This is a genomic window from Bordetella flabilis (assembly GCF_001676725.1).
Taxonomy (GTDB): Bacteria; Pseudomonadota; Gammaproteobacteria; order Burkholderiales; family Burkholderiaceae_B; genus Bordetella_C; species Bordetella_C flabilis.
The window spans coordinates 4,452,995-4,477,306 of the sequence record NZ_CP016172.1; the positions used below are offsets into that span (position 1 = coordinate 4,452,995).

Below are 24,312 nucleotides of genomic sequence, written 5' to 3' on the forward strand. Positions count from 1 at the left end.
CTCTCCAGGCTCGGGTGGCGCATCCACTCGGATGCCGCCATGATTGGATCCAATATCCAGGATACGAAGCGGATGCTAAACTGCGCTCATCCCGGGGTCAAGACAACAGGGACTAGGGATTACGAGGGACATCCATGACCGCATCCGCGCCCCCGCCGCCGTCCAGCGACCGCAAACTGATCCGCCGCACCACCGTCGACCTGGTACTGGACGCGCTGCGCCAGCAGATACTTTCGGGGCAGTTGCGTCCCGGCGAAGCCCTGCGCCAGGAAGCCCTGGCCGAAGAACTGGGCGTCAGCCGCATCCCCGTGCGCGAGGCCATCCGCCGGCTGGAGGCGGAAAACCTGGTGGCCGTGCACGCGCATCGCGGCGCCTACGTGTGCGGCGTGTCCTCCAGCGATGTCGTGGAGACCTTCGAACTGCGGCTGCAGGTCGAGCCATGGCTGTTCGGCGAGGCGATCAAGACCACCGGCAGGACGTCGCTGCCGGAGGCGCGCGCCGCGCTGGAAGAAACGCTGCACGCCGACGCGGCGGCATGGGGCCGCGCCAACTGGCGCCTGCACGAGGCGCTGTACGCGCCGGCCCGCCGTGACCTGGCCATGACGATGCTGCGCCAATTGCATGATCGCGGCGACCGCTACCTGCGCTTCCAGGTCGTCAACCTCCCCCTGCGCCAGCAGGCCTATGCCGAGCACCTGGCCTTGATCGAGCACGCCGAAAGGGGCGATGCGCAAGGCGCGATGAGCCTCTTGCGCACCCACATCCGGGTGGCCCTCGATCAGGTTGTGGAGGTCGTCGCCGGGCTGACGCAGCCATCGAGGGAATAAATCAGGCCTGATCCGTGTTCACTCCAGGCAACCCACTACACGGAGGTCTTATGGTTCGCAAATTCACGCTTTCCGCCCTCGGCGCTGCCGCCCTGCTGGTCGCCGCATCCGCCATCGCGGCGGCGCCCGGCAAAACCAGCAATGGTGTTCTGGTCGGCGACAACGGCATGACGCTGTACACCTTCGACAAGGATGCGGCCAACTCGGGCAAGAGCGCCTGCAACGGCGGTTGCGCCGCCAACTGGCCGCCCCTGGCGGCATCGGCCAGCGCCAAGACCGAGGGCGCATGGAGCGTGATCACGCGCGACGACGGCAGCAAGCAATGGGCGTACAAGGGCCAGCCCGTGTACTACTGGGTGAAGGACAAGGCCGTCGGCGACAAGACCGGCGACGGCGTCGGTGGCGTCTGGCACGTCGCCAAGCCTTGAAGCGGCAATGACATCGGCCATGGGCGTGGAGCAGATCCTCGCCCATATTCCGGCGCTGCGCCGCTATGCCCGCCTGCTGGCGGGCGATGCGGCCAGCGCGGACGACCTGGTGCAGGACACGCTGGAGCGGGCCTGCGCCAAATGGTCGCTGTGGAAGCCCGGGACGGCGCTGCGCGCCTGGCTGATGACCCTGATGCACAATCTTTACCTGAACCGGGTGCGCGACTGGCGCCACGACGACGGCCACGATGTGTGGGACGAGCGCAATGAGCGCACCCACGAGCCGATGCGGCACGCCCCGGACATGCTCGACCTGGAACGCGCGCTGGCGCGGCTGTCTCCGACGCTGCGCACCGTGCTGCTGCTGGTCAGCGTGGAGGAATACACCTATGCCGAGGCGGCGCAGATCCTGGAAGTGCCGATCGGCACCGTGATGTCGCGCTTGCACCGCGCACGCGAAGCGGTTCGTTTGTCGATGGACGGTACGGCGGAAACGGCCCCGCCCCATCCCCTGCAACTGGTGAAGCGATGATGGAAACCGACGCCCCCGTCCCGGATGCCGACCTGCACGCCTTCGTCGACGGTCAACTCGATGCGGCCCGCGCTGGCGCGGTGTTGCAGCACCTGCAGCGGCACCCCGGGGATGCGGTGCGCGTGGCGCAGTGGCACGCCCAACGTTCGGCCCTGCGACGGCTGCACCGTGACACGGACATGGGCGCCACGCCGGCCGTGCTGACTCATACCGTGCTGCGCCATGGCCGCCGACGCTGGAATCCCTGGGCGCAGGCAGCGGCCGCCGTGCTGTTGGTCGCCGCGGGAGCGGGCGGCATGCGCCTGTGGCAGCCGCCCGCGGCGCCCGCCACGGTGGCGGGCGCGAGCGCGCCGCAATTCGTGCGCGACGCCACGGCGGCCTACGCCGTCTACAGCCCGGAAGTCCGCCACCCGGTCGAGGTCACGGCGCAGGAACAGGCGCATCTGGTGCAGTGGCTCAGCCGCCGGCTGGGCCGGCCACTGGCCGCGCCCGCGCTCCAGGACCGCGGCTTCCGGCTGCTGGGCGGGCGTCTGCTGCCCGGCGAACCGGCGGCAACGGAGGCCGCCGCCCGGCCTGCCGCAGCGGGCTCGGGGACATCCACCTTGACGGCCGCCGGCGCCACGCCGGTCAACGCCATGGCGCGCGCCCAATTCATGTACGAAGATGCACGCGGCCGCCGGGTCACCCTGTACGTCGCGGTCTTCCCGCGCGGCGTCGCACCGCACGAGACGGCGTTCCGCTCGGTGCGCGATGCCCATGGCGAGGCGTTCTACTGGGTCGAGGATGGCTACGGCTATGCCTTGAACGGCGACCTGCCCGCCGGTGAATTGCAGGCGCTGGCGGGCGACGTGTACGATCAGCTCTTCCCGCGATAAGGCAAGGACCACACCGGCCGTGCCAAGCGGGTTCCAACCCTGGCACCGCCGAACATGACCCTGACCATCCGCCCCATCGAACCCCGGGACGAAGCGCGCTGGCGCGTCCTGTGGGACGGCTATACCCGTTTCTACGAACGCGAGCCCGACGAAGCCGTCACCCGTCATACCTGGTCGCGCATCGTGGATCCGCAGTCGCCCGTGTACGCCATCGTGGCGGAAGACGATGGCGGGCAGGTTATCGGCATCGCCAACTACATCCTGCACGAGAACACGTCGACACTGACGCCCGTCTGCTACCTGCAGGATCTGTACGTCGACCCGACGGTGCGCGCCCGCGGCGCCGGCAAGCAGATGATCGACTGGCTGATGGCGGAGATGAAGACGCGCGATTGGTCACGCGTCTACTGGAACACGAAAGAAAACAACTACCGCGCTCGCGGCCTGTACGACAAGTACACGCCGCACAGCGGCTTCCTGCGCTATGTCGTCCAGAACAAGCAATCCTGAAGCGCCCAACGTCCCGTATGCCGGGCAGCCCCATGCCGGACAGCCGTATGCCCGACAATCCTGAAGCGTATCGCGTCGCCGTCATCGGCGCGGGCGTCGTGGGCGCCTGCATCGCCTACACGCTGCAACGGCGCGGCGTGCCCGTCACACTGATCGACCGCGACGAACCGGGGCGCGGCTGCAGCTACGGCAATTCCGGGGCGATCAGCCCTGGATCGGTGGCGCCGCTTGCAATGCCCGGCATCCTGAAGTCGGTGCCCGGCATGCTGCTGGACCCGGAAAGTCCGCTGCGGCTTCCGCTGGCCTACCTGCCGCGCGCCCTGCCCTGGCTGGCCCGCTTCGTGGCCGCATCGCGGCCGGACGCCGTGCAGGACGCCGCAGCGCGGCTGGCGGCGCTGCATGCCGGCGCGGTGCGCGCCCACATGGCGCTGGCCAGTGAAATCGGCGTACCCGAGCTGCTCGTGCAACGCGGCCACCTGCACCTGTATCCGGATGAAGCGGCCCTGGCCAAGGACGCCGGCGGATGGCGGCTGCGCGAGCAGTACGGTTATCGCTTCGAGCGCCTGGACCGCTCCGGCATCCTCGATCTGGAGCCGGCGATCGGGCCGCGCTACACCATCGGCTTGTTCCTGGCCGACCACGCCACCGTCCTCAACCCTTTCCGCTATGTGCAGGCGATGGTGTCCGCCTTCCAGGCCCGCGGGGGCCGGGTGCTGCGGGCGGAATCATCCGCGCCGTCGCGTATGGCGGACGGCGCCTGGCAATTGCGCATGGGCGGCACGGCACATGCCTTCCGGCGCGTGGTGGTGGCGACGGGAGCATGGTCGCCTGCCCTGCTGCGCCCCTTGGGCGTCCGGCTGAACCTGGAAAGCCAGCGCGGATACCACGTACAGTTCCAGGGCGCATCGGCGACGATTTCGCGCACTGTCGTACTGGCCGACCGCAAGGTGTTCGTGACGCCGATGGAAGAAGGCCTGCGCGTGGGCGGGACAGTGGAGATCGCCGGCCTGTCCCGGCCCGCCGATGCGCGCCGCGGCCAGGTGTTGGAACGCATTGCGCGCGCAAACTTCGATGGATTGGACAGCGCGCCCACGGTGCATTGGATGGGCCATCGCCCCTGCATGCCGGATTCCGTCCCCTTCGTCGGCGCCGTGCCGGGCCAGCCCGGACTGTGGCTGGCCACCGGCCACGGCCACCTGGGCCTGACCGACTCCGTGAATACCGCCCAGCGGATCGCCGACGACATGCTGGGCCACGCGCGCCAGGGCCAGGCTGCCTAGGGGCCGCTCGCGGCGCCGGAACGCCGATGCCGGCGGCCTGCTCAGGCGACCGGCGTCAACGGCCGGCGGCGCTCGAACCAGCCGTCCAGGTTGGCCATGAACAGGTCCGACATGGCCTGGCGCGTCTCGACGGTGCTGCTGCCCACATGCGGCAGCAGGACGACGTGGTCCATCGCGCACAAGGCAGGGGGAACGTCCGGTTCATGCTCGTACACGTCCAGGCCGGCGCCGGCCAGGCGGCCCGTCGACAAGGCCTGCACCAGCGCCGCTTCGTCCACCACGCTGCCGCGCGCCACGTTGACCAGGATGCCGTCGGGCCCCAGCGCCTCCAGCACATCGGCATCGACGATATGCCGCGTATGCGCACCGCCAGGCAGGGCCAGCACCATGACGTCGCTTTCCCGCGCCAGCGCAACCAGGTCGGCGCAATAGCGGTAATGCGGCGGGACATCCTGGCGCGGCTGGCGGTTGTGGTATGCGATGTCCATGCCAAAGGCTTCCGCGCGCCGCGCAATCTGCCGGCCGATATTGCCCAGGCCCAGAATCCCGCAGCAACGGCCGCCCAGCTTGCGGCCCAGGCCTGGCGATGCCTGCCGCCAGTGGCCGGCGCGCACGAAACGGTCCAGTTCGCAGATGCGACGCGAAACACTGAGCATCAAGGCCAGCGCCGTATCGGCGACACAGTCATCCAGCACGCCGGGCGTGTTGGTGACCACGACATCCCGGCCACGCGCGGCGTCCATATCGATAGGGTCGTACCCCACGCCGAAGCTGACAATGACCTCCAGGGCCGGCAAGGCTTCGATCAACTCGCGCGTCGCGCCGAAGCGGCCGCTGGTCGCGATCCCGCGCACCCGCCGGCCATGCTCGGACAGGAACCGCGCCGGGTCTGGCGCCTCCCACCAGCGATGGATGCGGTAGCGCTGTTGCATACGCTGTTCCAGCGCCGGCAACAGGGGGCCGACCATGAGCAGCTCGGGCCGATCGTCCGTGCTGGCGGGTATCCTGGCGGAGGAGACCGATGAAGAGGAAGAGGACAAGGATGATGGCAATGACGATGACGATGGGAAAGGCACCGGGCCCTCGCTATTCGACGCGCAGGTTGCGCGACTGGATGATCTGCCCGTAGCGGGCCCGTTCACGCGCGGCGATCTGCGCCAGCTCTTGCGGGGTCGAGCCGTGCGCCACCGCGCCTTGCGAGACCAGCTTCTCCTTGACGTCCGGCATATCCGCCACCGCCCGGATGGCCAGCGAGAGCTTCTCGACGATCGCAGGCGGCGTCCCGGCCGGAGCCAGGACTGCCGTCCAGGAGCCGGTCTGGGCATTATGCACGCCGGCTTCGTCCAGCGTAGGAACATCCGGCATGACCGGCGAACGCGTCGGCCCGGTCACCGCCAGCGCGCGCAGCTTGCCGGCATTGACGTACGGTATGGTCTCCAGCACCGACGCGAACAGCATGTCGACGCGGCCGGCCATGAGGTCGGTCATGGCGGGGCCGCCGCCCTTGTACGGCACATGCACCAGTTGCACGCCAGTGGCCTGCTGGAAGATCTCTCCGGCCAGGTGCGGCGCGCCGCCGGTGCCGGAGCTGGCGTAGGTATGGGCGCCCGGCTGCGAGTTGGCCAGCGCGACCAGTTCCGCCACGGTCTTCGCGGGCAAGGTGGGCGGCACGACCAGCGCGAACGGCAGGTCGGAGAACATCGAGACCGGCGCGAAGGCCTGCGCCGGGTCGCTGTGCAGCTTGTACAGCCATGGATTGATGGCCAGCATGCCGGAGTTGGCGAACAGCAGCGTATAGCCGTCCGGGTTCGCGCGCGCCACCAGGTCGGCGGCGATCTGTCCGCCGGCGCCGGGCCGGTTGTCCACGACCACGGAGGCGCCCAATTGCTGGCTCAAGGCCGCGGCGAGCAGCCGTGCGGAAATATCGGTTCCGCCGCCGGGCGAAAACGGCACGATCAGGCTGATGGGGCGGGAGGGATAGCTCTCAGCGGCATGGCCCGCGCCGGGCAGCACGGCGGCCAGCGTGAAGGCGGCCGCGCCGACCCACAGCCGCAGGCGTGCAAATAGCTTGGTTTTCATTTTTGTCTCCTTCCGATTGAATGTCCGCGGCGCACTGGCGGCGCCGCGCGCAATGGACGGGTCCGGTCGACGCCGGTTCCCGCCTCGACGCTGCCGCGCCACCGGATGCAAGCGCACCGCACGATGTGACGCAGGCAGTATAGGAAGGAATCTCCACCATTGACCGATCGAGCTATAAATAGCAACGATCAATACAAGGCTTGTATCGATGGACGCACGGCTCTATCCCCATTCTGCCGGCGGCTCTGGCCCGGGACGACGCACCGGCGGCTATGGCAGCCCCGCAGCCGGTTGCGGCATGGCGCCATGGTCGTCAATCGGGCGGGTCGCAAGATCCAGCAGCAGGTGCCGCTCGACCTTGCCCAGGGCATTGCGGGGGAGGGACGCGACTGCCCTCACGACTTCGGGAAGCTTGTAATCGGCCAGGGCGTAAGCGATCTCCGGCACGATGTCGGCGAGCCGGGACGCCGGCACACCCGCGCGCAGGCGCAGCAACGCGGCGACCCTTTGGCCCAGGACCTCGTCTGGCGCCCCGACCACGCCCGCTTCCGCCACATCGGGATGCGTAAGCAGGACCTGCTCGACTTCCACCGGCGAAATGTTCGATCCGCCCCGGATGATCAGATCCTTAATGCGGCTGACGAATGAAAAGCTGCCGTCCTCCTCCTGCCGCATCATGTCGCCAGTGGGGTACCAGCCGTCCGGAAAACGGCGCAGCTGCGACGGCCCCTCCCAATAGCCCAGGGCCACATTGGCGCCCCGCATAATGGCCTCACCGGGCGCGCCGGCCGGAACGGTATTGCCTTGCGTATCGACCAGCTTGATTTCCACGCCGGGCGCCGTTCTGCCGGGCCCGGGTTGCGTGGCGCCAATCAGGCACCCCAAGCCTTCGGTCGACGCCCACGTCGTGCGCAGCGGCAGACCGAAGGTGGCTGGGAAGTCGCGCTGGACGGCATCCGGACAGACGTCGCCCGCAGTGATGCAGCAGCGCAGGGAGCTCACATCCCGCGGGCGCGCCCGCTGCCTTTGTATCAGGGACACGGCCACCGCTGGAAACGTGAATAGATGCGTGCACCGTGCCATCTCTACGGTATCGAGGATGCCATCGGGGTTGGCGGGGTCCGACAGGGCCATGGCGATGTCATTGAACAGGCAGAGCATGCTGGAGAACAGGCCGCTGACGTGCACCATGGGCAGGAAGAGGGCCAGGACATCCCCGGGGTCCATGCCATGCAGCTTCCAGCGCTCCGTGGCCTGGAGCAGGGTCGACTGGCTGTGCGCGACGAATTTCGAGCGGCCCGTCGTGCCGGAGGTAGACAACAGCACGGCCACGCCGTCCGGGTCCGGCGCGGGCAGCCGGACGGTGCCGCCCTGATCCTTCAGCGCTTCCCAAGGGTGCGCCAGGTCATCCTGCACCTCCCCCACCACGAAGCGCATGGCGCGATCCAATGTGGCATGCGGAAAATCCTTGACCAGGCGATAGTGGGTGGCGTCCCCGATATAAGCCGCCGGACGCAGGCGCATCAGTTGCGCTTCGAGCTCCAGGGTCTTGTAGCGCAGGTTCATCGGGGCGGCGATGGCGCCTATCCTGAAGCACGCCAGGTAGGAGATCAGGATCTCCGGACCATTGCCGAGGTGGAGCACGACACGGTCGCCCGGACGCACCCCGGCGGCCAGCAACCCGGCCGCCACCCGCTCCGCCCCTATGCAGATGGCTTCGCAGGTCCAGTGGCGCATGTCCTTGGTCAACGCGGTGCGGTCCGAGGGTTTGACCAGGTCCAGCAGCGTGCCGCCGGGCGGCAGAGAGCGGAATGGGACAGAGAGAGGCATCGGTGCTTCCTTGCAGCGGGTAGCGGCCGGCTCGCCACGTGTCGGAGGGCCGGGTTCACTGCTACAACACGCCGGGCGCCTGCCCTATTCCGTGCCCCCTGTCGCCGCACGATCAGGATCAAGCTATAAACCGGGAGGATCAATACAAGGCTTGTATCAATGGAACTGCGTCAACTGGAATGCTTCGTGGCCGTGGCCGAGGAACTGCACTTCGGCCGTGCCGCGGCCCGGCTGTGCATGACGCAGCCCCCCTTGAGCCGGCAGATACAGCTGCTGGAACAGCGGTTGGGCGTTACGCTGCTGGAGCGCAGCAGCCGCGTCGTCAGGCTGACCGCGGCGGGACGCAGCTTCCTGCGCGATGCGCGCCATCTTCTGGCCTTCGCCGCGCGCGCCACATCGAGCGCGCGTCGCGCCTCGGGCGGCGAGGCGGGCCATATCACCCTGGGCTTCACGGCCGTGGCCTCGTATCGACTGATGCCGGCCCTCGTGATGAAGGCGCGCAAAGTCCTTCCGGACGTCGACATCGAACTACGGGAACGGGTATCGACCGACCTGGGACGCCTGCTGGAGGCCGGCGAGCTCGACGCCATGCTGGCGCGCCACCTGCCGCGCCAGGACGGGCTGGCGCATCGGCTGGTGCAACGCGAGCCGTTGGTGCTGGCGGCGCCGCGCAAATCCCCGCTGACCGTCTACGACGCGGTGCCGCTGCGCGCGCTGCACCGCCAGCCATTCGTCGCCTATGCGCCCAGTGAAGGCAAGTATTTCTATGATCGCATCGCGGGCGCGCTGGGCCAGGCCGGCGTGGAACCGGATTACGTGCAACATGCCAGCCAGACGCATACGCTGCTTGGACTGGTGCGTGCCGGTCTGGGCGTCGGCATCGTGCCGGATTCCGCGCGAGAACTGCGGCTGGAAGGCGTGGTGTTCCTGCCCATAGCCCAGAAGAACCTGTACGCGGAGATATACCTGGCCTGGCGCGCCAGGCATGACAACCCGGCGCTGGACGCCTTCGTGAACCGTGTGGTCGAACCGCTGGCCGCGCGACGCTGAAGGGCGTCGGGGCCAACAGCCCTTACCGCGCTGGATGCGGGGCTTTCACTGCATGGCCGGCGCCGGCGGCCACCGGGCGCCTAGGCGGCGTTCGAATCCCGGAACCGCCTGAACAGCGTTGCCGCCATCGGACCCGATATGTTGTGCCATACGCTGAAGATGGCGCTGGGAACCGCGGCCAGCGGCGAGAAGTGCGCCGTCGCCAGCGCCACGCCGAGGCCGGAATTCTGCATGCCCACCTCGATCGAAATGGCCTTGCGCTTGGACACGCTCATGCCGCACAGCTTGGCCAGCGCATAGCCGATCAGCAGTCCCAGCCCGTTATGCAGCACCACCACCGCGAAAATCATCAGCCCGCTGGTCGCGATGCGGGCCTGGTTGCCCGCCACCACCGCGGCCACGATGGCCACGATCGCCACCACGGACACCAGCGGCAGCACCGCGACGCCGACCTGCACCTTGTCCCGGAGGATGTATTGGGCCAGTACGCCCAGCGCGATCGGCAGCACCACGACCTGCACGATGGACCAGAACATGGCCGCCGCGCTCACGTCGATCCATTGGCTGGCCAGCAGATAGATCAACGCCGGGGTGATGATGGGCGCGAGCAGCGTCGTCACGGAGGTCACCGTCACCGACAAGGCCACGTCGCCGCGCGCCAGGAACGTCATCACATTGGACGCCGTGCCGCCCGGGCAACAGCCCACCAGGATCACGCCGACGGCCACTTCGGGCGGCAGGTCCAGCGTCTTGGCCAATACCCAGGCCAGGCCCGGCATGATGATGAACTGGCCCAGCACGCCGATGAGCACGTCGCGCGGCCGCCGCGTAACCTCGCGGAAATCCGCCTTCGACAGCGTCAGCCCCATGCCGAACATCACGATGCCCAGCAGCGGCACAATATACGGGCCTATGCCCTTGAACGTTTCGGGATAGTAGAAGGCGAGCGCTGCGAAGAGCAGCACCCAGACGGCGAAAGTATTGCCGACGAAACGGCTGAAACGGGCAAGAGGCTGCACGTACGGGCTCCAGGGGCGCAAGCGAAGGCCGTAATATACGGCAACTCGGAGCAACCTCCGGCCCCGCCGCGGCCCGGACATGGGGCGCGGCGGGGTTCCGGGCCCGCGCGCAGCGACGGCTACGCGCCCGATGCCGGCGGGGCGACCGCCGCGCCCTCGATGCCGTGCCGGCGCAGGGCCTCGGCCACGAAGCCGCTGGCCTTCATTTCCTCGACAAAGGCACGCAGCACATCCGCCGCCGCTTCGCCGCGTCCCTTGGGCAGGCCCATCGCCTGGCGAATCACCATGAAGCTGCCGGGCAGCAGGCGCAGCCCGGGCAGCCGGCGCATATCCGCTTCCAACTGCTGCTTCACCCCGGCGGCGACTTCGGTGCCTTCCGCCAGAAAGGTGTCCACCACGGCCGGTGACGTGGGCGCGCGCAGGATCTGCGCCTGCTTCAGTTCACGGGTCAGGTAGAGGTCATAGGCGCTGCCCTTGCCGACGGTCACGCGGTGGCCGGCGCGGTCGACTTCGGCGCGATCGCGCAGGGGCGATTCGTCGCGCACCAGGTAGGCGCCCTCGATCAATACGTAGGCGTCCGTGAAGGCGATGCCTTGCCCGCGCAGCGGATCGATGGCGAAGAAGCCGATGTCCGCCTGCTCCGCCGTCACGGCGTCGACCGACTTGCCGGCGCTGTCGAACACGACGAGTTCCAGCGGCACGCCCAGCCGCTCGGCGAAGGCGCGCGCGAGGTCGATGGACACGCCGGCCGGCTCGCCGCTCGCAGCGTCGCGCCGTGCCAGGATGGGGTTGCCGACATTGATGGACGCGCGCAGCGTGCCGGTGGGAATAAAGCGGGAAATCGTTTGCGGATCGAGCGGCATATCGGGCCTCGAAGTGGAATCAGGCGCTGTAGCGGGCCGTTTCGCCGCCGCAGCACAGGTCGATGACAGTGGGCTCCAGGTTCTGGCCGAACCAGGCGTTGAGCGCCGCGCGCCGCTCGCCCACATAGACGGGCAGGCCCTGGTCGTCCAGGCGCATGCACAGGTCGTGCCCCGGGATGAGCAGTGTGTCGGGCGTGCGCCGCCACGTTTCCCAGATCAGTTCCAGGGTGGCCTGGCTGACCGCCATGTCGTAGGTGTCCGCCACGGTCTTGCTGAGAAGTTCCGCGCGGTTCTTGGCGGCATCACCGGTGAACAACAGCGGCTGCGCGGCGGCGGTCACGTAGAACAGCAGATGGCCGGGCGTGTGCCCGGGCGACGCCATGGCGGTAAAACCGGGCAGGAAGGATTCGCCGTCGGCGATGCGTCGGACCCGCGGAGATACCGACAATTCGCGCACGTAGAGCTCGGGCAAGGGATCGAACCCGGGCGGCTGCGCAGCGGCCCAGGCCAGCTCGCGGTCGCCGATCCACACCGTGGCGTTGGGGAACAGGGTGAAATTCACCGAGTGATCGTAGTGGGCGTGCGTCAGCACCACGTCGGTGATGTCAGCCGCCGACACGGACAGCTCCGCCAGTTGCCGCGCCAGCAGGTGGCGCGCGCCGAAGGCGCCCACGTCCACCAGGATGTGGCGACCTTCGCCGCGCAGCAGCGTCGTGGTACTCCAGCCGAGGCTGCCGTGGAACAGGCTGCGCCCGGGATAGCCGTTGATCAAGACATCCAGCTTGTACATTCGATCACTCCTCTGGCCGCGCGGCATGCCGGCCTACTGCTTCGGTATGTGCGCATCCTCGACCAGCTTGCGATAGCGCACCAGGTCCGAGCGGATCAGCTCGGCGAATTCCTCCGGCGTGCCCGCCACCATGTCATTGCCGCCCTCGGTTTCCAGCTTGCGCACCACGTCTGGCATGCGCGCCGCCTTGACGGCCTCGTCATGCAGGCGCGCAATGATCCCGGGGTCGGTGCCCGCCGGCGCCAGCAAACCCTGGAACTGCGTTACGGCGTAGCCTTTATAGCCCAACTCTTCCATGGTGGGGACGTCGGGCAATACCCCGGCGCGACGCGGACCGGAAACCGCGTAGGCGCGCAGGCGGCCGGACTGGATATGCGGTGCCGCCGTGACAACCGTATCGAAGGTAAATGAAAGCTGGCCGCTCAGCACATCGGTCAGCGCCTGTGCATTGCCCTTGTACGGGACGTGGACCAACTGCGTGCCGGTCATCAAGCCCAGCAGCTCGCCGGCGAGGTGGCCGCCCGCGCCGACGCCCGCGGAGCCGTAGCTAAGCTGCCCCGGCTTGGCACGCGCCTGGGCAATCAGGTCGTCCAGGCTATGGATGGACGACTGCCGCGGAACGACCAGCACATACTGATAGCTGGCGATCTGGGTGATAGGCGCGAAATCCCGCACCGGGTCGTAAGGCGTCTTCGCATACAGCGCGGGATTGACCACCAGCGGGCCGCTTGCGTCCAGCAGCAGCGTATAGCCGTCGGGCGCCGACTTGGCCACGAAGTCGGTGCCGATCATGCCATTGGCGCCCGGCTTGTTCTCGACCACCAGCGCCACGCCCATGCTCATGGACATTTTCTGTGCGATCACGCGCGCGGTGATATCGGCGGCGCCGCCGGCGACATAGGGCACGATCACGCGTATGGGTTTGCTGGGGTAGTCCGCCGCATGAGCGGCCGAGCCGGCGATGGCCAGCAGGAGGAAGCCCAGCCAGGCCTGGATTTTTTTCATGTGTGTCTCCGTCCGGTGTTGCGGGGTCCCGCGCCTCAGGCGGGCGCCTTGGCAGCATGGCTGCGCAGCAAGGCGACCACGGCGGGATCCAGCGCGATCCCCTCCTGGCGCTGGCGCGCCATCTTGTCCAGCTCGATCTCGCCCGGCACGATCACCGGCCGCCGGGGATCCGCGGGCGCGCTGGCATGCAGGATGGCGGCGAAGTCCTTCATGCGGTCGGTCAGCCATTGCGTCGAACCGAGGCGGCGCGTATCGATCAGGATGAAGAAGTGGCCCAGGTTCTGCGGTTCGTCCGGCGCGTCCACCCAGGACTTGACGTGCGTCAGGTAGGCCGCGTTGGACAGCAGGCCCGAGAACAAATCCACCAGCAATGCCAGCCCATAGCCCTTGTGGCCGCCGATCGGCAACAGGAAGCCATCCAGTGCCGCCCTGGGGTCGGTGGTGGGCCGGCCGGATGCGTCGGTGGCCCAGCTGTCCGGGACCGCTTCGCCGCGCTTGAGCGCGGCGCGTATCTTCGCGCGGGCGACCACGCTCATGGCCATGTCCAGCAGGAAGGGATCGCCGCCGGGATTGGGCACGCCAAAGCCGAGCGGACTGTTGCCCAGCCGCGCATCGCTGCCGCCCCAGGGTGCGATGGTCGTGGTGGCATTGCTGCCGATGACGCTGGCGTAGCCCGCCTGCGCCGCCATCAGGCCATAAGGGGAGATGGGTCCGAAATGATTGCTCTGGCGTGCGAAGGCCACGCCGACGCCGCAGGTCTCCGCCGCTGCCATCGCCGCGCGCAGCGCATGCATGCCGACCAGCGGGCCCACGCCGTTATCGCCGTCGACCCGCCGCAAGGCCGGCGCAACCGTCTCCACGGTGATGCGGGGACGCGCATTGATGCCGCCCACCTGCAGGCGCTCACCGTAAGACTCGATGCGGCTCAGTCCGTGCGTGGAAAGCCCGAACAGGTCGGCCAGCACCAGGACGCGCACCACGTCCGCCGCGTCGGCGGCCGGCAGGCCCAGGCCCTGGAAGGCGCGGCTGCCCAAGTCGTTGAGCTCGGCCTCGGTGAATAGAGTCTTGTCTTTGGCGGGCGCGTTCATGGCTGGGGATCGTCCTGAAGGAAAAAGCCGCCCTGGAGGCGGCATGGCCAGCATGATGCGCACGCGCGCCTATTTGGTAAAGCGCAAATATTCGGCCGATTGATGCGTCAAACGCAACTATGGCGTAGCGCCGGCGCCGCTGCCATGCACGCATCGCGCCGTGGCCGGTACGGGCTGGCGCCGTGATGGGCAGCGGTGCGCAATCAGTCCTTGGCGACCAGGGCGGCGACGTGGCGGCCCAGCGCGAGCGAGGAAGTCAGCCCGGGAGATTCGATGCCGAACAGATTCGTCAGGCCTTTTGCACCGTGCACGGCCTGGGTCTGCACGATGAAATCCGCGGCGCCCGAATGCAGCGGCTCGTCGGGCCCGGCCAGGCGCGGCCGGATACCGGTGTAGCCGGGCTGCAGCGCGCCATCCGGCAGGGCCGGGTAATAGCGGCGAATGCCTTCGTAGAAATCCGCCTCCGCGCTTTCGTCGAAGTGATAGTCGACACGGTCTATCCATTCCAGGTCCGGCCCGAACTTGCACTGCCCGCCCAGGTCCAGGGTGACATGCACGCGCAGATGGGACACGCGGGAGACCGGATACACCAGATGGCGAAACGGCGAGCGTCCACTCATCGTGTAATAGCGGCCGATGGCATAGTGGACCGCGGGCACGGCGGGACGAGGCACGCCGCCCAACGAGGCGGCCACCTTGTGCGCGTACAGACCCGCCGCATTGACCACATCGCGGCACAACACCTCCATGGGCTCGGCGCCGCCCACCCGCAGCACGATGCCATCGGGGGTGACCTGGCCGCCCAGCACCGGGCTGTTCAAGGCCAGCACGGCGCCGGCGTTCTCGGCGTCGCCCAGATAGGCCAGCATCAATGCGTGGCTGTCGACGATGCCGGTCGAAGGCGAATACACCGCGGCCACGGCCTCGACTTCCGGCTCCATGTCCTTGAGCTCGGCCGGCTCCACCATGCGCAGATCATGCACGCCGGCAGCCCGCCCCTGCTCCACGTACTTGCCGAGGCCCGGCATGTCCAGCGCCGTCGTCGCAACGATCAGCTTGCCGATGCGGCGATGGCCCACCCCGCGCTCCGCGCAATAGGCATACAAGGCGTCGCGGCCCTGCACGCAAAGCCTGGCCTTCAAGGATTGGGCGGGATAAGAAATGCCCGCATGGATGACCTCGGAGTTGCGCGCGCTGGTCTGGGTCCCGATGGCGTTCTCCGCCTCCAGGATGACCACCTCGCGGCCGGCCAGCGCGAGTTCGCGCGCGATCGACAATCCCACCACGCCCGCGCCGATGACGGCGCAATCAATGTTATGCACGCTTGTCTCCTATTCCGCGCGGCCGTCCGCCGGCATCGCGCACCGGGGCCTCAGGCCGTGCCGATCGGCAAGGCCAGGCCCATGCCCCGTTCGCGCGCCAGGTCCAGCGCGACCGCGCCGGCATACAGGTCCTGGACCGCCATGCCGTGCGACTCGAACAGCGTGATCTGGGCTTCGGAAGTACGGCCCGGCCAGCGGCCGGTCACCACGTCCCCCATGTCCGCCAGGTTTTCCCAGTAGACCAACCCGTTTTCGTAGGCCGGCAGCAGATCGCCGCATTCGCCCTGCGCGACTTCGCGCGAGTCGACCACGATCACATCGGCGCGCCGCACGGTTTCGGTATCGATCTCGCGCCGGTCCAGCGCGTTCGATCCGGTGGCGGCGATGAACTGCCCCGGCTCCAGCCAGCGCCCGTCGAACAGGGGCTCCGCGGACTTTGTCATGGTGACGATGATGTCCGAGCCTCGTACGGTCTCCTCGCGGGACTGCGCGGGCCGCACCGTGGCCGCCACGCGTCCGGCCATCTTGTCGCAGAACGCGCCCACACGCGCGGCATCGCGGCCGAAGACCTTCACCTCCTGGATATCGCGCACCGCGCAGACCGCCTCCAGCTGCGTGACGGCGTGGCGGCCGGACCCGAACAGCCCCAGCACGCGCGCATCCGGATGAGCGAGGTAGCGCGCTGCAACCCCGGTGGCCGCGCCGGTGCGGATCTGGCTGAGCCAGTCCGACTGCATGATGGCTTCCGTGTGGCCCTGCGCGTGATTCATCATGTGCAGCAGGGTGTTGATCGGACGACCCGGCTGGTTGTAGTACGCCTTGTAGCCGATCAGGTTCAGCTCGGGCGCCGACGCCTGCAGGATATGCAGATGCCCGCCTGGTTGACGTGTACGGCGGCGCGGGATGTCGAACGCCTTGCCGCGCGCCCGGGCCGCGAACGCCCGTTCGACGGCGTCGATGGTGGCCGGCATGGTCAGCAACTGACGCACGTCCGATTCGTTGAGGTAAAGCACCATGCCGCTATCCTTTTGGTCAGGCCGTCGGCCGGGACAACAGGCGTCCGCCGTCCGGCGCTCCGTCGCGCACGCCGATCACGCGCAACGCATTCCACATCATAGCGGTCGCGCTGGAAATGACAGGCTTGCCCAGGTCGCGCTCCAGCAGGTTGATCGCATCCACGGTAGGCATGCCCACGCCGCTGAGGAACAGCGCCTGTGCATCCGCATGGTCCACCTGCCGGCCCAGCGCGTAGGCGCGCTGCGGGATCTCGTCATAGATATTGACCACGTTGGGCAGGATGCCGTGGGCCACCACCTCCAGGCCATGGGCCTCCAGGTGTGCCCGCCCCTGCAGCGTGGTGGCTTCGTTGTAGGGCGTGGCGTAGGCGACACGCTGGACACCCAGGTGCGCCAGGGCGGCGATCACGCTGCCGAAGGCGGTGATGAACGGGATGCCATGCGCCTGCTCCATGCGATCGATCAACTCCGCTTCGCCTTGCTTGCCCAGGGTGTAGCTGGTGGCGGTGTGCGCCATGACCATGACCCCGGGCTTGACCATGGCGAGCAAGGCGACGTTCTCGGGCAGATGCGCGATCTGCGTGCGATTGCGGTCTTCCTGCCCGGCATGGGCGCCGGTCAGCCCATGGGCCACCATGCGCGTGAAATGCAGCGACACCCCCTCGGGGACCAGTTGCGCCATTTCCGGCTCCACGGTCGGGTTGCCCGGAGGCACCAGAAAGCCGATGCGGCCGCGCCATCCCATCATGATGTGATCCTTTCTATAAAGCGCAGAGCAATGGCCGCGCACGCGTCGGGATGCGTGGCGGCGATATGGTAGGAATCCGCCTGCAGCTCGACCAGGGTCGAACCGGGAATGCGGCGTTGCCAGCGGCTCACCTCGGCGACGGGCTGGCGCTGGTCGTAGGCGCCGGGACGTTCGGGCTGCACGGCAACCACCACCTGCGTCGGGCAGCATATTGCTTCAAGCCGCGTCGGTTCCGACAGGCGCGGCAGCATCCGGAAGCAGGCTTTCACGGTCGACTCGGGGGCCAGGCCCATGTAGCGAGTCCACCATTCGGTGGCTGCGGCCGTCAGCGCGCTGCCCATGCGGCCCGGCATGGTGGCCCGCGCCCAGCCCTGTACGCCGGATTCGTCGACCAGCCGAAACCAGTCCTCCACCCATTTGCCCAGGGCGCCGCCGGGGGAAATCAGGACCCCGGCCAGCGTAAGCGATGCCATCCAGCCGACTTGCCGCTGCGCCAGTTCCAGCGCCACCTGCGCGCCGAGCTTCGCGCCGACGACGTGGATGCCCGGCTCACCCAGATGGCGGGCCAGCGCATCGATATCGTCGGCCAGCGCCCCGATTGTCAGCTCTTCCCGCGCGTCCACGGCGGACGACAGGCCATAGCCGCGCAGGTCCACGCGGATGACGCGGCAACGGCGGGCGAGTTGCGGCACCCAGCCCGCGAAGGCTTCCGCGGATTCGGCGATACCGTGCAGAAGCATCACGACGGGCGGCGAAGTCCAGCCGTCGGTGTAGTCGTCGACGACGTAGGCGATCTCCACGCCCGGCGCGACCGTGGCCCGGCCTTCGTTGCGGCGGGCCTGCTGGTAGGCCGTTCCCGGCGCGGCCACCGACATTTGCCGCATGCCGCCCGCCGTCCCTGTGATCTTGTCCATGACCGTCCCGTTTCCAGTTCCTACTGCTTGTCGATGTTGCTGTCCTTGATCACGGCGGCCCACTTGTCGATCTCTTTCTGGATATGCGCAGCAAGCTCCTGCGACGACGCCGCATGCGGGTGGATGGTCTGCGCGTCCAGCTTCTGTACGACCTCGGGATCCTTCACCGCCTGCATGAAAGCCTTCTCCAGCTTGGCCTTGATATCCGGCGGCAGCCCGGCCGGACCCAGCAGCCCGATCCAGTACGAGGTCTCGTAGCCGGGATAACCCAGCTCGGCGATGGTGGGCACATTGGGCAGCACGGGGTCGCGCTGGGCGCTGGTCACGGCGAGCACCTTCAGCTTGCCGTCCTTCACCATGCCCATCGAGGTCGCATAGGCCTCGATCTTGACGTCCACGCGGCCCGCGATCAGGTCAGCCTTGGCCGGGCCGGTGCCCTGATAGGGCACATGCACCATCTGCAGCCCCGCCTGCTTGGCCAGCATGGTCATGGCCAGATGCGGCCAACTGCCCGTCCCCGCCGACGAGAACACCACCTTGCCGGGATTGGCCTTGGTATACGCGACGAATTCCTGGAAGGTGTCGTAGGGCTTCTGGTACTGCGCCAGGAATACTCCCGGATGGTCGGCCATCAGCGCGATGGGGGTGAAGTCCTTGATCGTGTCGTACGGCAGCTTCTCGCGCAGCGAAGCGTTCACCGCGAAGGCGGTCTGCCCCACCAGCAAGGTATAGCCGTCGGGCGCCGCCTTGGCGACGTAGTCGGAACCGATGATGCTGCCCGCGCCGCCGCGGTTTTCCACGATGATGTTCTGTCCCAGCAGCTCCTGGGCCTTGGCGACCACAATGCGGGTCACCACATCGGTCGACCCGCCCGGCGGAAAGGGCACGATCACGTGTATGGGACGGTCCGGGTAGGCGGCATGCGAGGCCGCGCCGAAAAGGCACGCCGCGATCCCCGCCGCCATGAGGCTGGCGATTTTCATTGTCTGTCTCCTGATATTGTCGGCTTGTCCCTGTGGGCGGGACTCTTGGGGGTTTTCCGGAAGGTCATGCGCAGATCGTCCGGACGTCATGGAAAACACTGGCGGACATCATGCCGGCCGCAACAACGCGGCCAGCTCTGAAAGATGCTTCACGTCGTCCAGCGCGAGGATCGTCTGCAGCAGTTGCTCGGCGCGCCCGGCGGGCAGATGGGCCGTCAGCCGCCGGAACTTGGCAACGATTTTGTCGGTGGTCGGCGTCAGGCTGTCCATTTCCAGGCCGCTGGCCTGGTAGGCGCTGCCGGCGCAGAACACTTCCAGGTCGACGCGTCCGTCCTGGTCGGACGCCGGATCCAGCAGCACGATCTTGTCGGACAGCGCAAGCACCTGCGCATCCGTCGTCTGCTCGTAGTAGCTGTACTCATCCACCGGCCGGCCCAGCAGCGCCGCGGCGACGGTGAAGCGGGCGCTGATGCGCGCCTTCAGCGGCGTCTGGTGGGGCGCGACGTTGGTATAGCCGGGATTGGTCAGGGTGAGCCATGGCGCGCGGATGGTGACGCGATCGATGCGCGCCGGATCGAAGCCGTGCCGAGCCTTCAGCGTCAGCGCCAGGTGCACCGGCGTCTGGACGAAGATGCATACCGGCCGCTCCTTGTATACGACGTCGTCGATCAGGAAACGTCGCCCCAGGTCCCGCGTGGCATCCGCCGCATGTTCGGCCGTGCCGCCGAACGCCCGGAAGTAGCCCGATTCGCCTTCGAAGGCCAGCGGCGATGCCGTTGCGCCGGCGGCGGCCAGCTCCGCGGCGGAGACGCCGCTGCGGCTGGCCCAGCCCACGTTCAGCTTCACATCCATGGTGCCCGCGCGGAACCCCTCGCCGAAGCCCGACGCGAACATGGCGGCGCAGCCCAGCGCGTTGACGAGTTGCGGGCGGTCCAGGCCCATCATCTTGCCGGCCGCGGCGGCCGCGCCGATGGCGCCGGCCACCCCGCTGCCGCGAAATGCCGGCAGCATGCCGGGCGCGCCCAGGTAGGCCCGGGCCATGATGTCGTAGCCAGCCACGATGGCGGCAAGCAGGGTGCGGCCATCGGCCTCGCGCGCCTCGCCCACGGCCAGGGCCGCCGGGATCGCGATCGCGCCGGGATGGGACTTGGCCAGGAAGTCATCGTGGGTGCAGCCATTGACCAGCGTGGCGTTGACGAACGCCGCGTCCACGGCGGGCAGGCGTTCGGCATGGCCGATCACGCTGGCAGGGCCGTGGTTGGCCTGCACGAACCGGCGCGCCACGGTGGGCACGGGCAGGTCGCGCGCCGCCAGGGCAGTCGCAACGGCATCGAGCAGGCGCGACTTGGCGCGCGCCACGGTGTCGGCGGGCAGCGCCTGGAAATCGGTCGCGTGGATGAAAGCGGCCCACTGCTGGGCGACGCTGGGGCCGGTCATGGCGGCGGAACGGGGATCCGGCACGGGTGAGGACACGTCGGCGTATCCGGAAAGGGCTGCTGGCATGCGCTTGTCTCCTGTGCCATTCCAAGGCCGACGCGCATGGCGTCGCGCCAGGGGTTGTTCCGTTTATCGAACTATTGTATCGTTGAACGGACTATATATTCCTGGCACGTCCGATGTCAAGCAGCCCTTCGGCCGAACATGCAGCCGTATTCCGGAGTTCGCCTCGATATGAAACAGCCCGAAGCGCCCACAGCCGAACCGGACTCCGGGCACGGCACCGTCAACCGGGTGCTGCGCATCCTGAGCGGCTTTGCGGAGAAGGAACGCTGGGGCCTTAACGAACTGGCGCGCAGCCTCGACCTGCCGCGCGGCACGACGCATCGCCTGCTCACTTTGTGCAAGCCGCTGAACTTCGTCACCCAGGATGAAGACGGCCATTACATGCCCGGTATCGAGCTGTACCGCCTGGCGGGCCGGCTGGCCTCGGAGATGCCGATCAACCAGGTCGCCGATCCCATCCTGCAATCGCTGCGCGACCAGACCGATGAAACGGTGCTGTTGACCTTGCTGGTGCGCGACGAGCTGAAGATGTTTTTCTCGTTGTCGGCGTCGCCGGCGCATCCCCTGCGCTATCGCATCGAGAAGAACCGGCTGGAACCGCTGGCATGGGGCGCGACCGGGCGCGCCTTGCTGGCCTATCTGAGTGCGGAGGAAATCGAGCAGGTCATGCAACGCGGCGAGCCTTCGCCGCTGGACGGCCGTCCCCTCGACCGCGAAGAATTGCTGCATGCTTTGCAAGGCATACGCGCCGACGGCTATGCGGCGAGCTACGCCCAGCGCGCGCCGGGGGCCTATGGCCTGGCCGTGCCTTTCTTCGATGCGCGCGGCGACGTCCGCGGCAACCTCACGCTGACCATTCCGGATTTCCGCTTCGATCCAGCCAGGCAGGAGGCCTTGATCGGCCTGTTGCGCGAAGCCGCTGCCACCTTGACCCGGCGCCTGGGGTGGTCCTGACGCGCGTGGGCGAGCGCCGCCGTTCGGGCGGCGTGGCGGCGTGACGCGTCCGGGCCGCCGGGCGCGGAAGCGTGGGCACATCGCACCCGGACGCCGGCCGGGGGTCCCCTTGGGGATGTGTTTACGAAGCCGGGATCGGCACGGCCTGGTCGCCCGGCAGGAAGTGGAAATCGTAGTCCTGGCCAGCCTGCTGCGGCACCGTGATCTTCACGATGGGAATGAAGCCGCCCTTGGTGACCGTGTAGTAGTCCTTCTGGTCCTTCTGGGCATTGCTCAACCCCTGGGAGCCGCCGGTATCCAGGTAGAAGAAGGACTGAATGGGCAGTTGCGTATTCCAGTTATCCGGCCAGGTCTTGATGCGGATCTCGTTCTGTTCGTACAACGAAGCGTTGCCCAGCAGGCTCATGGCCTGGAGCATTTGCGCGAACGCGGGCGCGGTATTGCTCGATTCGTCGCTGACGTCGAAGCCGCACTGATAGTAGTAAGGCGGCTGGCCGACCTGCTGGGCCTGCTGGTAGTGCGCCAGCCATTGCGCGGCCGTCGTGATGCCCTGCTTCTGGCACGGGGCGCCGGCGGGATAGGTTGGATTCGCGCCGCAGCCGCCCACCGGGCCGCGCCCGTTCGTCCATGCATCCAGGGGGAACGCGCAAAGCACGTCGAGCTTGCCCTTCGTGTCGGGCCCTTGGTATTTATAGTCGCCCAGCAGGGGATAGAGCGTGAACCCGTTGGTCTCGTTGCCCTTGAACCTGATGAACTTCGCATCCTTGCGGATATAGGAGAACGACACGCCGCCGTCCTGGTCCGATAAGGGCGCGGGATGCCAGGAGTAGTAGCCGTTGCCCGGCACGGTGACACGCAGCACGATACCGGAACACAGGAAGGCCGGCCTTGTACTGGAGCCGCAATCCGCGGGCGTCGACTGGTAAAGGTGCCACATATCCCGCGCGGTGTGCTGCGCATGCGCCGCACTGGCGGCCAGGCCCATACTCGCCGCGACCGCGGCGTCCAGCAACAGATGCCTCATGATGTCTCTCCCAGGTTGGACCGCGACGCGGCAAGCCGGGCCAACGAGTGCCGCAGGCCGTACGATGGCTGGTACCCGACGATCGCAACGCGCAGCTTGCGAGAGAATGCGGCGAGGCGTGTTTATCCAAAGGACTTTCCTTTTGAATTGCCCACCGGCGTGGGCAGCGCGCCATGTCCAACGCGATGTCCCACCCGGCGCGAGGCCGCAAGCCGGACGCTCGCAATTGCTAAGATGCATGGCGGCCCCGCCGGGCCACTTCGATCCTCACTGCTTTCGCCAAGGACTTCGTCATGCCCTACGCCGACCTCGCGCAGACCCGCCTTTACTACATGGTCGACGGGCCGCGGGACGCGCCCGTCCTGATGCTCTCCAATTCGCTGGGCACCTGCGCCGATATGTGGGCGCGCCAGGTGCCGGCGTTCGCGCGCGATTTTCGGGTACTGCGCTACGACACGCGCGGCCACGGACGCTCGGCCGTCCCGGCGCAGGACTATGCGTTCGCCGCGCTGACGACGGACATCATCAACCTGCTCGATCATCTGCGCATCGACCAGGTGCACTTCTGCGGCCTCTCCATGGGCGGCCCCACCGGCATGGGGCTGGCGCTGGCGCAACCGGACCGCGTCGGCAAACTGATCCTGTGCAACACGGCCGCACGCATCGGCACGGTGGAAAGCTGGCAAACGCGGATGCGGGCCGTGCGCGCCGACGGACTGGAGAACATGGCCACCGGCATCACGGAACGCTGGCTGACGCCGCAGTTTCGCGACGCCGAACCGGGCCTGGCACAGGTCCTGGTGGACATGCTTCGCCGCACCGATGACGAAGGCTATGCCCGCGCCTGCGCGGCGCTGCGCGACCTGGACCTGCGCCCCGCCGTTGGACGCATCACCGCGCCCACGCTGGTCATTTCCGGAACGCACGACGTCGCCGCCACGCCGCAGCAGGGCCGTGAACTCGCCGCGGCGATTCCCGGCGCCCGCTATCACGAACTGGACGCGTCGCACCTGTCCAATTGGGAACGCCCCGACGCGTTCACGCAGGTGGTGCTGGACTTCCTGGCCGGCTGATCCATCGAAGATGTCCGCGCCGCCCTACCGCATCCTTCCCATAAGCCCCGCCCATATCGACGGCTACCGCCGGACGCTGGACGCCGTCGCCCGCGAGCGCCGCTACCTGGCATTCCTGGAAGCACCCTCGCTGGAACAGACGCAGGACTTCGTTCTGCGCAACATCGAACGCGGCAACCCGCACCTGGTCGCCGTCGCGGAAGAATCCGTCATAGGATGGTGCGATATCGTGCCGCTCACCCACCCCGGCTTCGCGCACACGGGTGTCGTGGGCATGGGCGTACACGCGGATTGGCGCGGCCGTGGCGTTGGCAAGGCGCTGTTGCGAGCCGGCGCCGGGGCGGCGCGCCAGGCTGGCCTGCAACGCCTGGAGCTGGAAGTCTATGCGAGCAACGATGCGGCCTGCCGCCTCTATGAAGCCCACGGCTTCGTCAGGGAAGGACTGAAGCGCAGGGGCCGCTGCCTGGACGGTGCGTACGAAGACATCGTGATCATGGCACGGCTGCTCCCATAAGGCAGCGCGCCGCGGTGCGCCGCCCCAAGAAAGTGCACCGGGCGCGCATCCCGGCACCGTCATGGCGCACCACGCCCCGCTGGCG

General features: G+C 68.0%; 25 protein-coding genes. 10 read left to right on the top strand and 15 right to left on the bottom strand.

Annotation, left to right across the window (positions count from 1 at the left end; all coding sequences use genetic code 11):
- Nucleotides 1–134 precede the first annotated feature (134 nt).
- Genes BAU07_RS27715 through BAU07_RS19805 form a run of 6 tightly spaced genes read left to right on the top strand, consistent with a single transcriptional unit; the run spans nt 135 to nt 4,452 of the window.
- Nucleotides 135–827, top strand: a complete 693-nt coding sequence (locus BAU07_RS27715) for a GntR family transcriptional regulator (protein ID WP_066661365.1) — start codon at nt 135–137, stop codon at nt 825–827.
- A 50-nt stretch (nt 828–877) separates the two neighbouring features.
- Nucleotides 878–1,255 carry a COG4315 family predicted lipoprotein gene (locus tag BAU07_RS19785; protein WP_066661367.1) on the top strand — a complete coding sequence of 126 codons (378 nt, stop codon included), beginning with the start codon at nt 878–880 and terminating at the stop codon, nt 1,253–1,255.
- 19 nt (nt 1,256–1,274) lie between these two features.
- Nucleotides 1,275–1,787: an RNA polymerase sigma factor gene (locus tag BAU07_RS19790; RefSeq protein WP_066665578.1), complete on the top strand. Its 513-nt coding sequence runs from the start codon at nt 1,275–1,277 to the stop codon at nt 1,785–1,787.
- Nucleotides 1,784–2,662 (top strand): anti-sigma factor family protein, encoded by an 879-nt coding sequence (locus BAU07_RS19795; protein ID WP_232338171.1) that lies wholly within the window; start codon nt 1,784–1,786, stop codon nt 2,660–2,662. Before BAU07_RS19790 ends, BAU07_RS19795 begins: the two co-directional genes overlap by 4 nt.
- Nucleotides 2,663–2,716: 54 nt before the next feature.
- The gene (locus BAU07_RS19800; protein ID WP_066661369.1) at nt 2,717–3,172 is read left to right on the top strand and encodes a GNAT family N-acetyltransferase; all 456 of its coding nucleotides are present in this window, start codon (nt 2,717–2,719) and stop codon (nt 3,170–3,172) included.
- Nucleotides 3,173–3,219: 47 nt separating this feature from the next.
- On the top strand, nt 3,220–4,452 hold the full coding sequence (locus tag BAU07_RS19805; RefSeq protein ID WP_066665580.1) for an NAD(P)/FAD-dependent oxidoreductase: 1,233 nt from the start codon (nt 3,220–3,222) through the stop codon (nt 4,450–4,452).
- A gap of 41 nt (nt 4,453–4,493) precedes the next feature.
- Here BAU07_RS19805 and BAU07_RS19810 read toward each other — a convergent pair whose 3' ends face one another.
- The 3 genes from BAU07_RS19810 to BAU07_RS19820 all read right to left on the bottom strand — a co-directional run bounded on the left by BAU07_RS19810 (nt 4,494) and on the right by BAU07_RS19820 (nt 8,361).
- Complete coding sequence (locus tag BAU07_RS19810; protein WP_066661371.1) at nt 4,494–5,420, bottom strand: 2-hydroxyacid dehydrogenase; 927 nt, start codon at nt 5,418–5,420, stop codon at nt 4,494–4,496.
- A 118-nt stretch (nt 5,421–5,538) separates the two neighbouring features.
- Nucleotides 5,539–6,531 carry a Bug family tripartite tricarboxylate transporter substrate binding protein gene (locus BAU07_RS19815; protein ID WP_066661374.1) on the bottom strand — a complete coding sequence of 331 codons (993 nt, stop codon included), beginning with the start codon at nt 6,529–6,531 and terminating at the stop codon, nt 5,539–5,541.
- 270 nt (nt 6,532–6,801) lie between these two features.
- Nucleotides 6,802–8,361 (bottom strand): class I adenylate-forming enzyme family protein, encoded by a 1,560-nt coding sequence (locus tag BAU07_RS19820; RefSeq protein ID WP_066661376.1) that lies wholly within the window; start codon nt 8,359–8,361, stop codon nt 6,802–6,804.
- A gap of 159 nt (nt 8,362–8,520) precedes the next feature.
- Here BAU07_RS19820 and BAU07_RS19825 point away from each other — a divergent pair, with 159 nt between their 5' ends.
- Nucleotides 8,521–9,411, top strand: a complete 891-nt coding sequence (locus tag BAU07_RS19825; protein ID WP_066661378.1) for a LysR family transcriptional regulator — start codon at nt 8,521–8,523, stop codon at nt 9,409–9,411.
- Nucleotides 9,412–9,491: 80 nt separating this feature from the next.
- Here BAU07_RS19825 and BAU07_RS19830 read toward each other — a convergent pair whose 3' ends face one another.
- From BAU07_RS19830 to BAU07_RS19880, 11 genes are all read right to left on the bottom strand, one after another.
- The gene (locus BAU07_RS19830; protein ID WP_066661379.1) at nt 9,492–10,430 is read right to left on the bottom strand and encodes a bile acid:sodium symporter family protein; all 939 of its coding nucleotides are present in this window, start codon (nt 10,428–10,430) and stop codon (nt 9,492–9,494) included.
- 119 nt (nt 10,431–10,549) lie between these two features.
- Nucleotides 10,550–11,293, bottom strand: a complete 744-nt coding sequence (locus BAU07_RS19835; RefSeq protein ID WP_066661383.1) for an ABC transporter substrate-binding protein — start codon at nt 11,291–11,293, stop codon at nt 10,550–10,552.
- Between the two features lie 19 nt (nt 11,294–11,312).
- On the bottom strand, nt 11,313–12,083 hold the full coding sequence (locus BAU07_RS19840) for an MBL fold metallo-hydrolase (RefSeq protein ID WP_066661385.1): 771 nt from the start codon (nt 12,081–12,083) through the stop codon (nt 11,313–11,315).
- Nucleotides 12,084–12,116: 33 nt separating this feature from the next.
- Complete coding sequence (locus BAU07_RS19845) at nt 12,117–13,088, bottom strand: Bug family tripartite tricarboxylate transporter substrate binding protein (protein WP_066661387.1); 972 nt, start codon at nt 13,086–13,088, stop codon at nt 12,117–12,119.
- 35 nt (nt 13,089–13,123) lie between these two features.
- Nucleotides 13,124–14,176, bottom strand: a complete 1,053-nt coding sequence (locus BAU07_RS19850) for an Ldh family oxidoreductase (RefSeq protein ID WP_066661389.1) — start codon at nt 14,174–14,176, stop codon at nt 13,124–13,126.
- 203 nt (nt 14,177–14,379) lie between these two features.
- Complete coding sequence (locus tag BAU07_RS19855) at nt 14,380–15,498, bottom strand: NAD(P)/FAD-dependent oxidoreductase (protein ID WP_066661395.1); 1,119 nt, start codon at nt 15,496–15,498, stop codon at nt 14,380–14,382.
- A gap of 50 nt (nt 15,499–15,548) precedes the next feature.
- Nucleotides 15,549–16,514 carry an ornithine cyclodeaminase family protein gene (locus BAU07_RS19860; protein ID WP_066661397.1) on the bottom strand — a complete coding sequence of 322 codons (966 nt, stop codon included), beginning with the start codon at nt 16,512–16,514 and terminating at the stop codon, nt 15,549–15,551.
- Between the two features lie 16 nt (nt 16,515–16,530).
- Nucleotides 16,531–17,262: a maleate cis-trans isomerase family protein gene (locus tag BAU07_RS19865; RefSeq protein ID WP_066661400.1), complete on the bottom strand. Its 732-nt coding sequence runs from the start codon at nt 17,260–17,262 to the stop codon at nt 16,531–16,533.
- Nucleotides 17,259–18,176, bottom strand: a complete 918-nt coding sequence (locus BAU07_RS19870; RefSeq protein ID WP_066661401.1) for an alpha/beta fold hydrolase — start codon at nt 18,174–18,176, stop codon at nt 17,259–17,261. The genes BAU07_RS19865 and BAU07_RS19870 overlap by 4 nt, the downstream gene beginning before the upstream one ends.
- Before the next feature lie 20 nt (nt 18,177–18,196).
- Nucleotides 18,197–19,159 carry a Bug family tripartite tricarboxylate transporter substrate binding protein gene (locus BAU07_RS19875; protein WP_066661402.1) on the bottom strand — a complete coding sequence of 321 codons (963 nt, stop codon included), beginning with the start codon at nt 19,157–19,159 and terminating at the stop codon, nt 18,197–18,199.
- A 108-nt stretch (nt 19,160–19,267) separates the two neighbouring features.
- Nucleotides 19,268–20,662: an MmgE/PrpD family protein gene (locus BAU07_RS19880; protein ID WP_066661403.1), complete on the bottom strand. Its 1,395-nt coding sequence runs from the start codon at nt 20,660–20,662 to the stop codon at nt 19,268–19,270.
- 168 nt (nt 20,663–20,830) lie between these two features.
- Here BAU07_RS19880 and BAU07_RS19885 point away from each other — a divergent pair, with 168 nt between their 5' ends.
- Nucleotides 20,831–21,616 carry an IclR family transcriptional regulator gene (locus BAU07_RS19885; protein WP_066661404.1) on the top strand — a complete coding sequence of 262 codons (786 nt, stop codon included), beginning with the start codon at nt 20,831–20,833 and terminating at the stop codon, nt 21,614–21,616.
- A 121-nt stretch (nt 21,617–21,737) separates the two neighbouring features.
- Here BAU07_RS19885 and BAU07_RS19890 read toward each other — a convergent pair whose 3' ends face one another.
- Entirely contained in the window at nt 21,738–22,640 is a 903-nt protein-coding gene (locus BAU07_RS19890) for a hypothetical protein (protein WP_066661406.1), read from the bottom strand.
- Between the two features lie 293 nt (nt 22,641–22,933).
- On the opposite strand from BAU07_RS19890, the gene pcaD reads away from it, so the two are divergent.
- Nucleotides 22,934–23,713, top strand: coding sequence for a 3-oxoadipate enol-lactonase (gene pcaD, locus BAU07_RS19895; RefSeq protein WP_066661408.1), 780 nt, complete (start codon nt 22,934–22,936; stop codon nt 23,711–23,713).
- Between the two features lie 10 nt (nt 23,714–23,723).
- Complete coding sequence (locus BAU07_RS19900; RefSeq protein ID WP_066661411.1) at nt 23,724–24,227, top strand: GNAT family N-acetyltransferase; 504 nt, start codon at nt 23,724–23,726, stop codon at nt 24,225–24,227.
- Nucleotides 24,228–24,312 lie beyond the last annotated feature (85 nt).

What these genes read in the sequence shown, in the direction of transcription:
- BAU07_RS19805 (WP_066665580.1), top strand. Translation starts at nt 3,220, where the DNA reads ATGCCCGACAATCCTGAAGCGTATCGCGTCGCCGTCATCGGCGCGGGC.
- BAU07_RS19810 (WP_066661371.1), bottom strand. Translation starts at nt 5,420, where the DNA reads ATGGTCGGCCCCCTGTTGCCGGCGCTGGAACAGCGTATGCAACAGCGC.
- BAU07_RS19890 (WP_066661406.1), bottom strand. Translation starts at nt 22,640, where the DNA reads ATGAGGCATCTGTTGCTGGACGCCGCGGTCGCGGCGAGTATGGGCCTG.
- BAU07_RS19840 (WP_066661385.1), bottom strand. Translation starts at nt 12,083, where the DNA reads ATGTACAAGCTGGATGTCTTGATCAACGGCTATCCCGGGCGCAGCCTG.
- BAU07_RS19875 (WP_066661402.1), bottom strand. Translation starts at nt 19,159, where the DNA reads ATGAAAATCGCCAGCCTCATGGCGGCGGGGATCGCGGCGTGCCTTTTC.
- pcaD (WP_066661408.1), top strand. Translation starts at nt 22,934, where the DNA reads ATGCCCTACGCCGACCTCGCGCAGACCCGCCTTTACTACATGGTCGAC.
- BAU07_RS19820 (WP_066661376.1), bottom strand. Translation starts at nt 8,361, where the DNA reads ATGCCTCTCTCTGTCCCATTCCGCTCTCTGCCGCCCGGCGGCACGCTG.
- BAU07_RS19900 (WP_066661411.1), top strand. Translation starts at nt 23,724, where the DNA reads ATGTCCGCGCCGCCCTACCGCATCCTTCCCATAAGCCCCGCCCATATC.
- BAU07_RS19800 (WP_066661369.1), top strand. Translation starts at nt 2,717, where the DNA reads ATGACCCTGACCATCCGCCCCATCGAACCCCGGGACGAAGCGCGCTGG.
- BAU07_RS19795 (WP_232338171.1), top strand. Translation starts at nt 1,784, where the DNA reads ATGATGGAAACCGACGCCCCCGTCCCGGATGCCGACCTGCACGCCTTC.
- BAU07_RS27715 (WP_066661365.1), top strand. Translation starts at nt 135, where the DNA reads ATGACCGCATCCGCGCCCCCGCCGCCGTCCAGCGACCGCAAACTGATC.
- BAU07_RS19845 (WP_066661387.1), bottom strand. Translation starts at nt 13,088, where the DNA reads ATGAAAAAAATCCAGGCCTGGCTGGGCTTCCTCCTGCTGGCCATCGCC.
- BAU07_RS19865 (WP_066661400.1), bottom strand. Translation starts at nt 17,262, where the DNA reads ATGATGGGATGGCGCGGCCGCATCGGCTTTCTGGTGCCTCCGGGCAAC.
- BAU07_RS19860 (WP_066661397.1), bottom strand. Translation starts at nt 16,514, where the DNA reads ATGGTGCTTTACCTCAACGAATCGGACGTGCGTCAGTTGCTGACCATG.
- BAU07_RS19850 (WP_066661389.1), bottom strand. Translation starts at nt 14,176, where the DNA reads ATGAACGCGCCCGCCAAAGACAAGACTCTATTCACCGAGGCCGAGCTC.
- BAU07_RS19815 (WP_066661374.1), bottom strand. Translation starts at nt 6,531, where the DNA reads ATGAAAACCAAGCTATTTGCACGCCTGCGGCTGTGGGTCGGCGCGGCC.
- BAU07_RS19885 (WP_066661404.1), top strand. Translation starts at nt 20,831, where the DNA reads ATGAAACAGCCCGAAGCGCCCACAGCCGAACCGGACTCCGGGCACGGC.
- BAU07_RS19785 (WP_066661367.1), top strand. Translation starts at nt 878, where the DNA reads ATGGTTCGCAAATTCACGCTTTCCGCCCTCGGCGCTGCCGCCCTGCTG.
- BAU07_RS19870 (WP_066661401.1), bottom strand. Translation starts at nt 18,176, where the DNA reads ATGGACAAGATCACAGGGACGGCGGGCGGCATGCGGCAAATGTCGGTG.
- BAU07_RS19790 (WP_066665578.1), top strand. Translation starts at nt 1,275, where the DNA reads ATGGGCGTGGAGCAGATCCTCGCCCATATTCCGGCGCTGCGCCGCTAT.
- BAU07_RS19825 (WP_066661378.1), top strand. Translation starts at nt 8,521, where the DNA reads ATGGAACTGCGTCAACTGGAATGCTTCGTGGCCGTGGCCGAGGAACTG.
- BAU07_RS19835 (WP_066661383.1), bottom strand. Translation starts at nt 11,293, where the DNA reads ATGCCGCTCGATCCGCAAACGATTTCCCGCTTTATTCCCACCGGCACG.
- BAU07_RS19880 (WP_066661403.1), bottom strand. Translation starts at nt 20,662, where the DNA reads ATGCCAGCAGCCCTTTCCGGATACGCCGACGTGTCCTCACCCGTGCCG.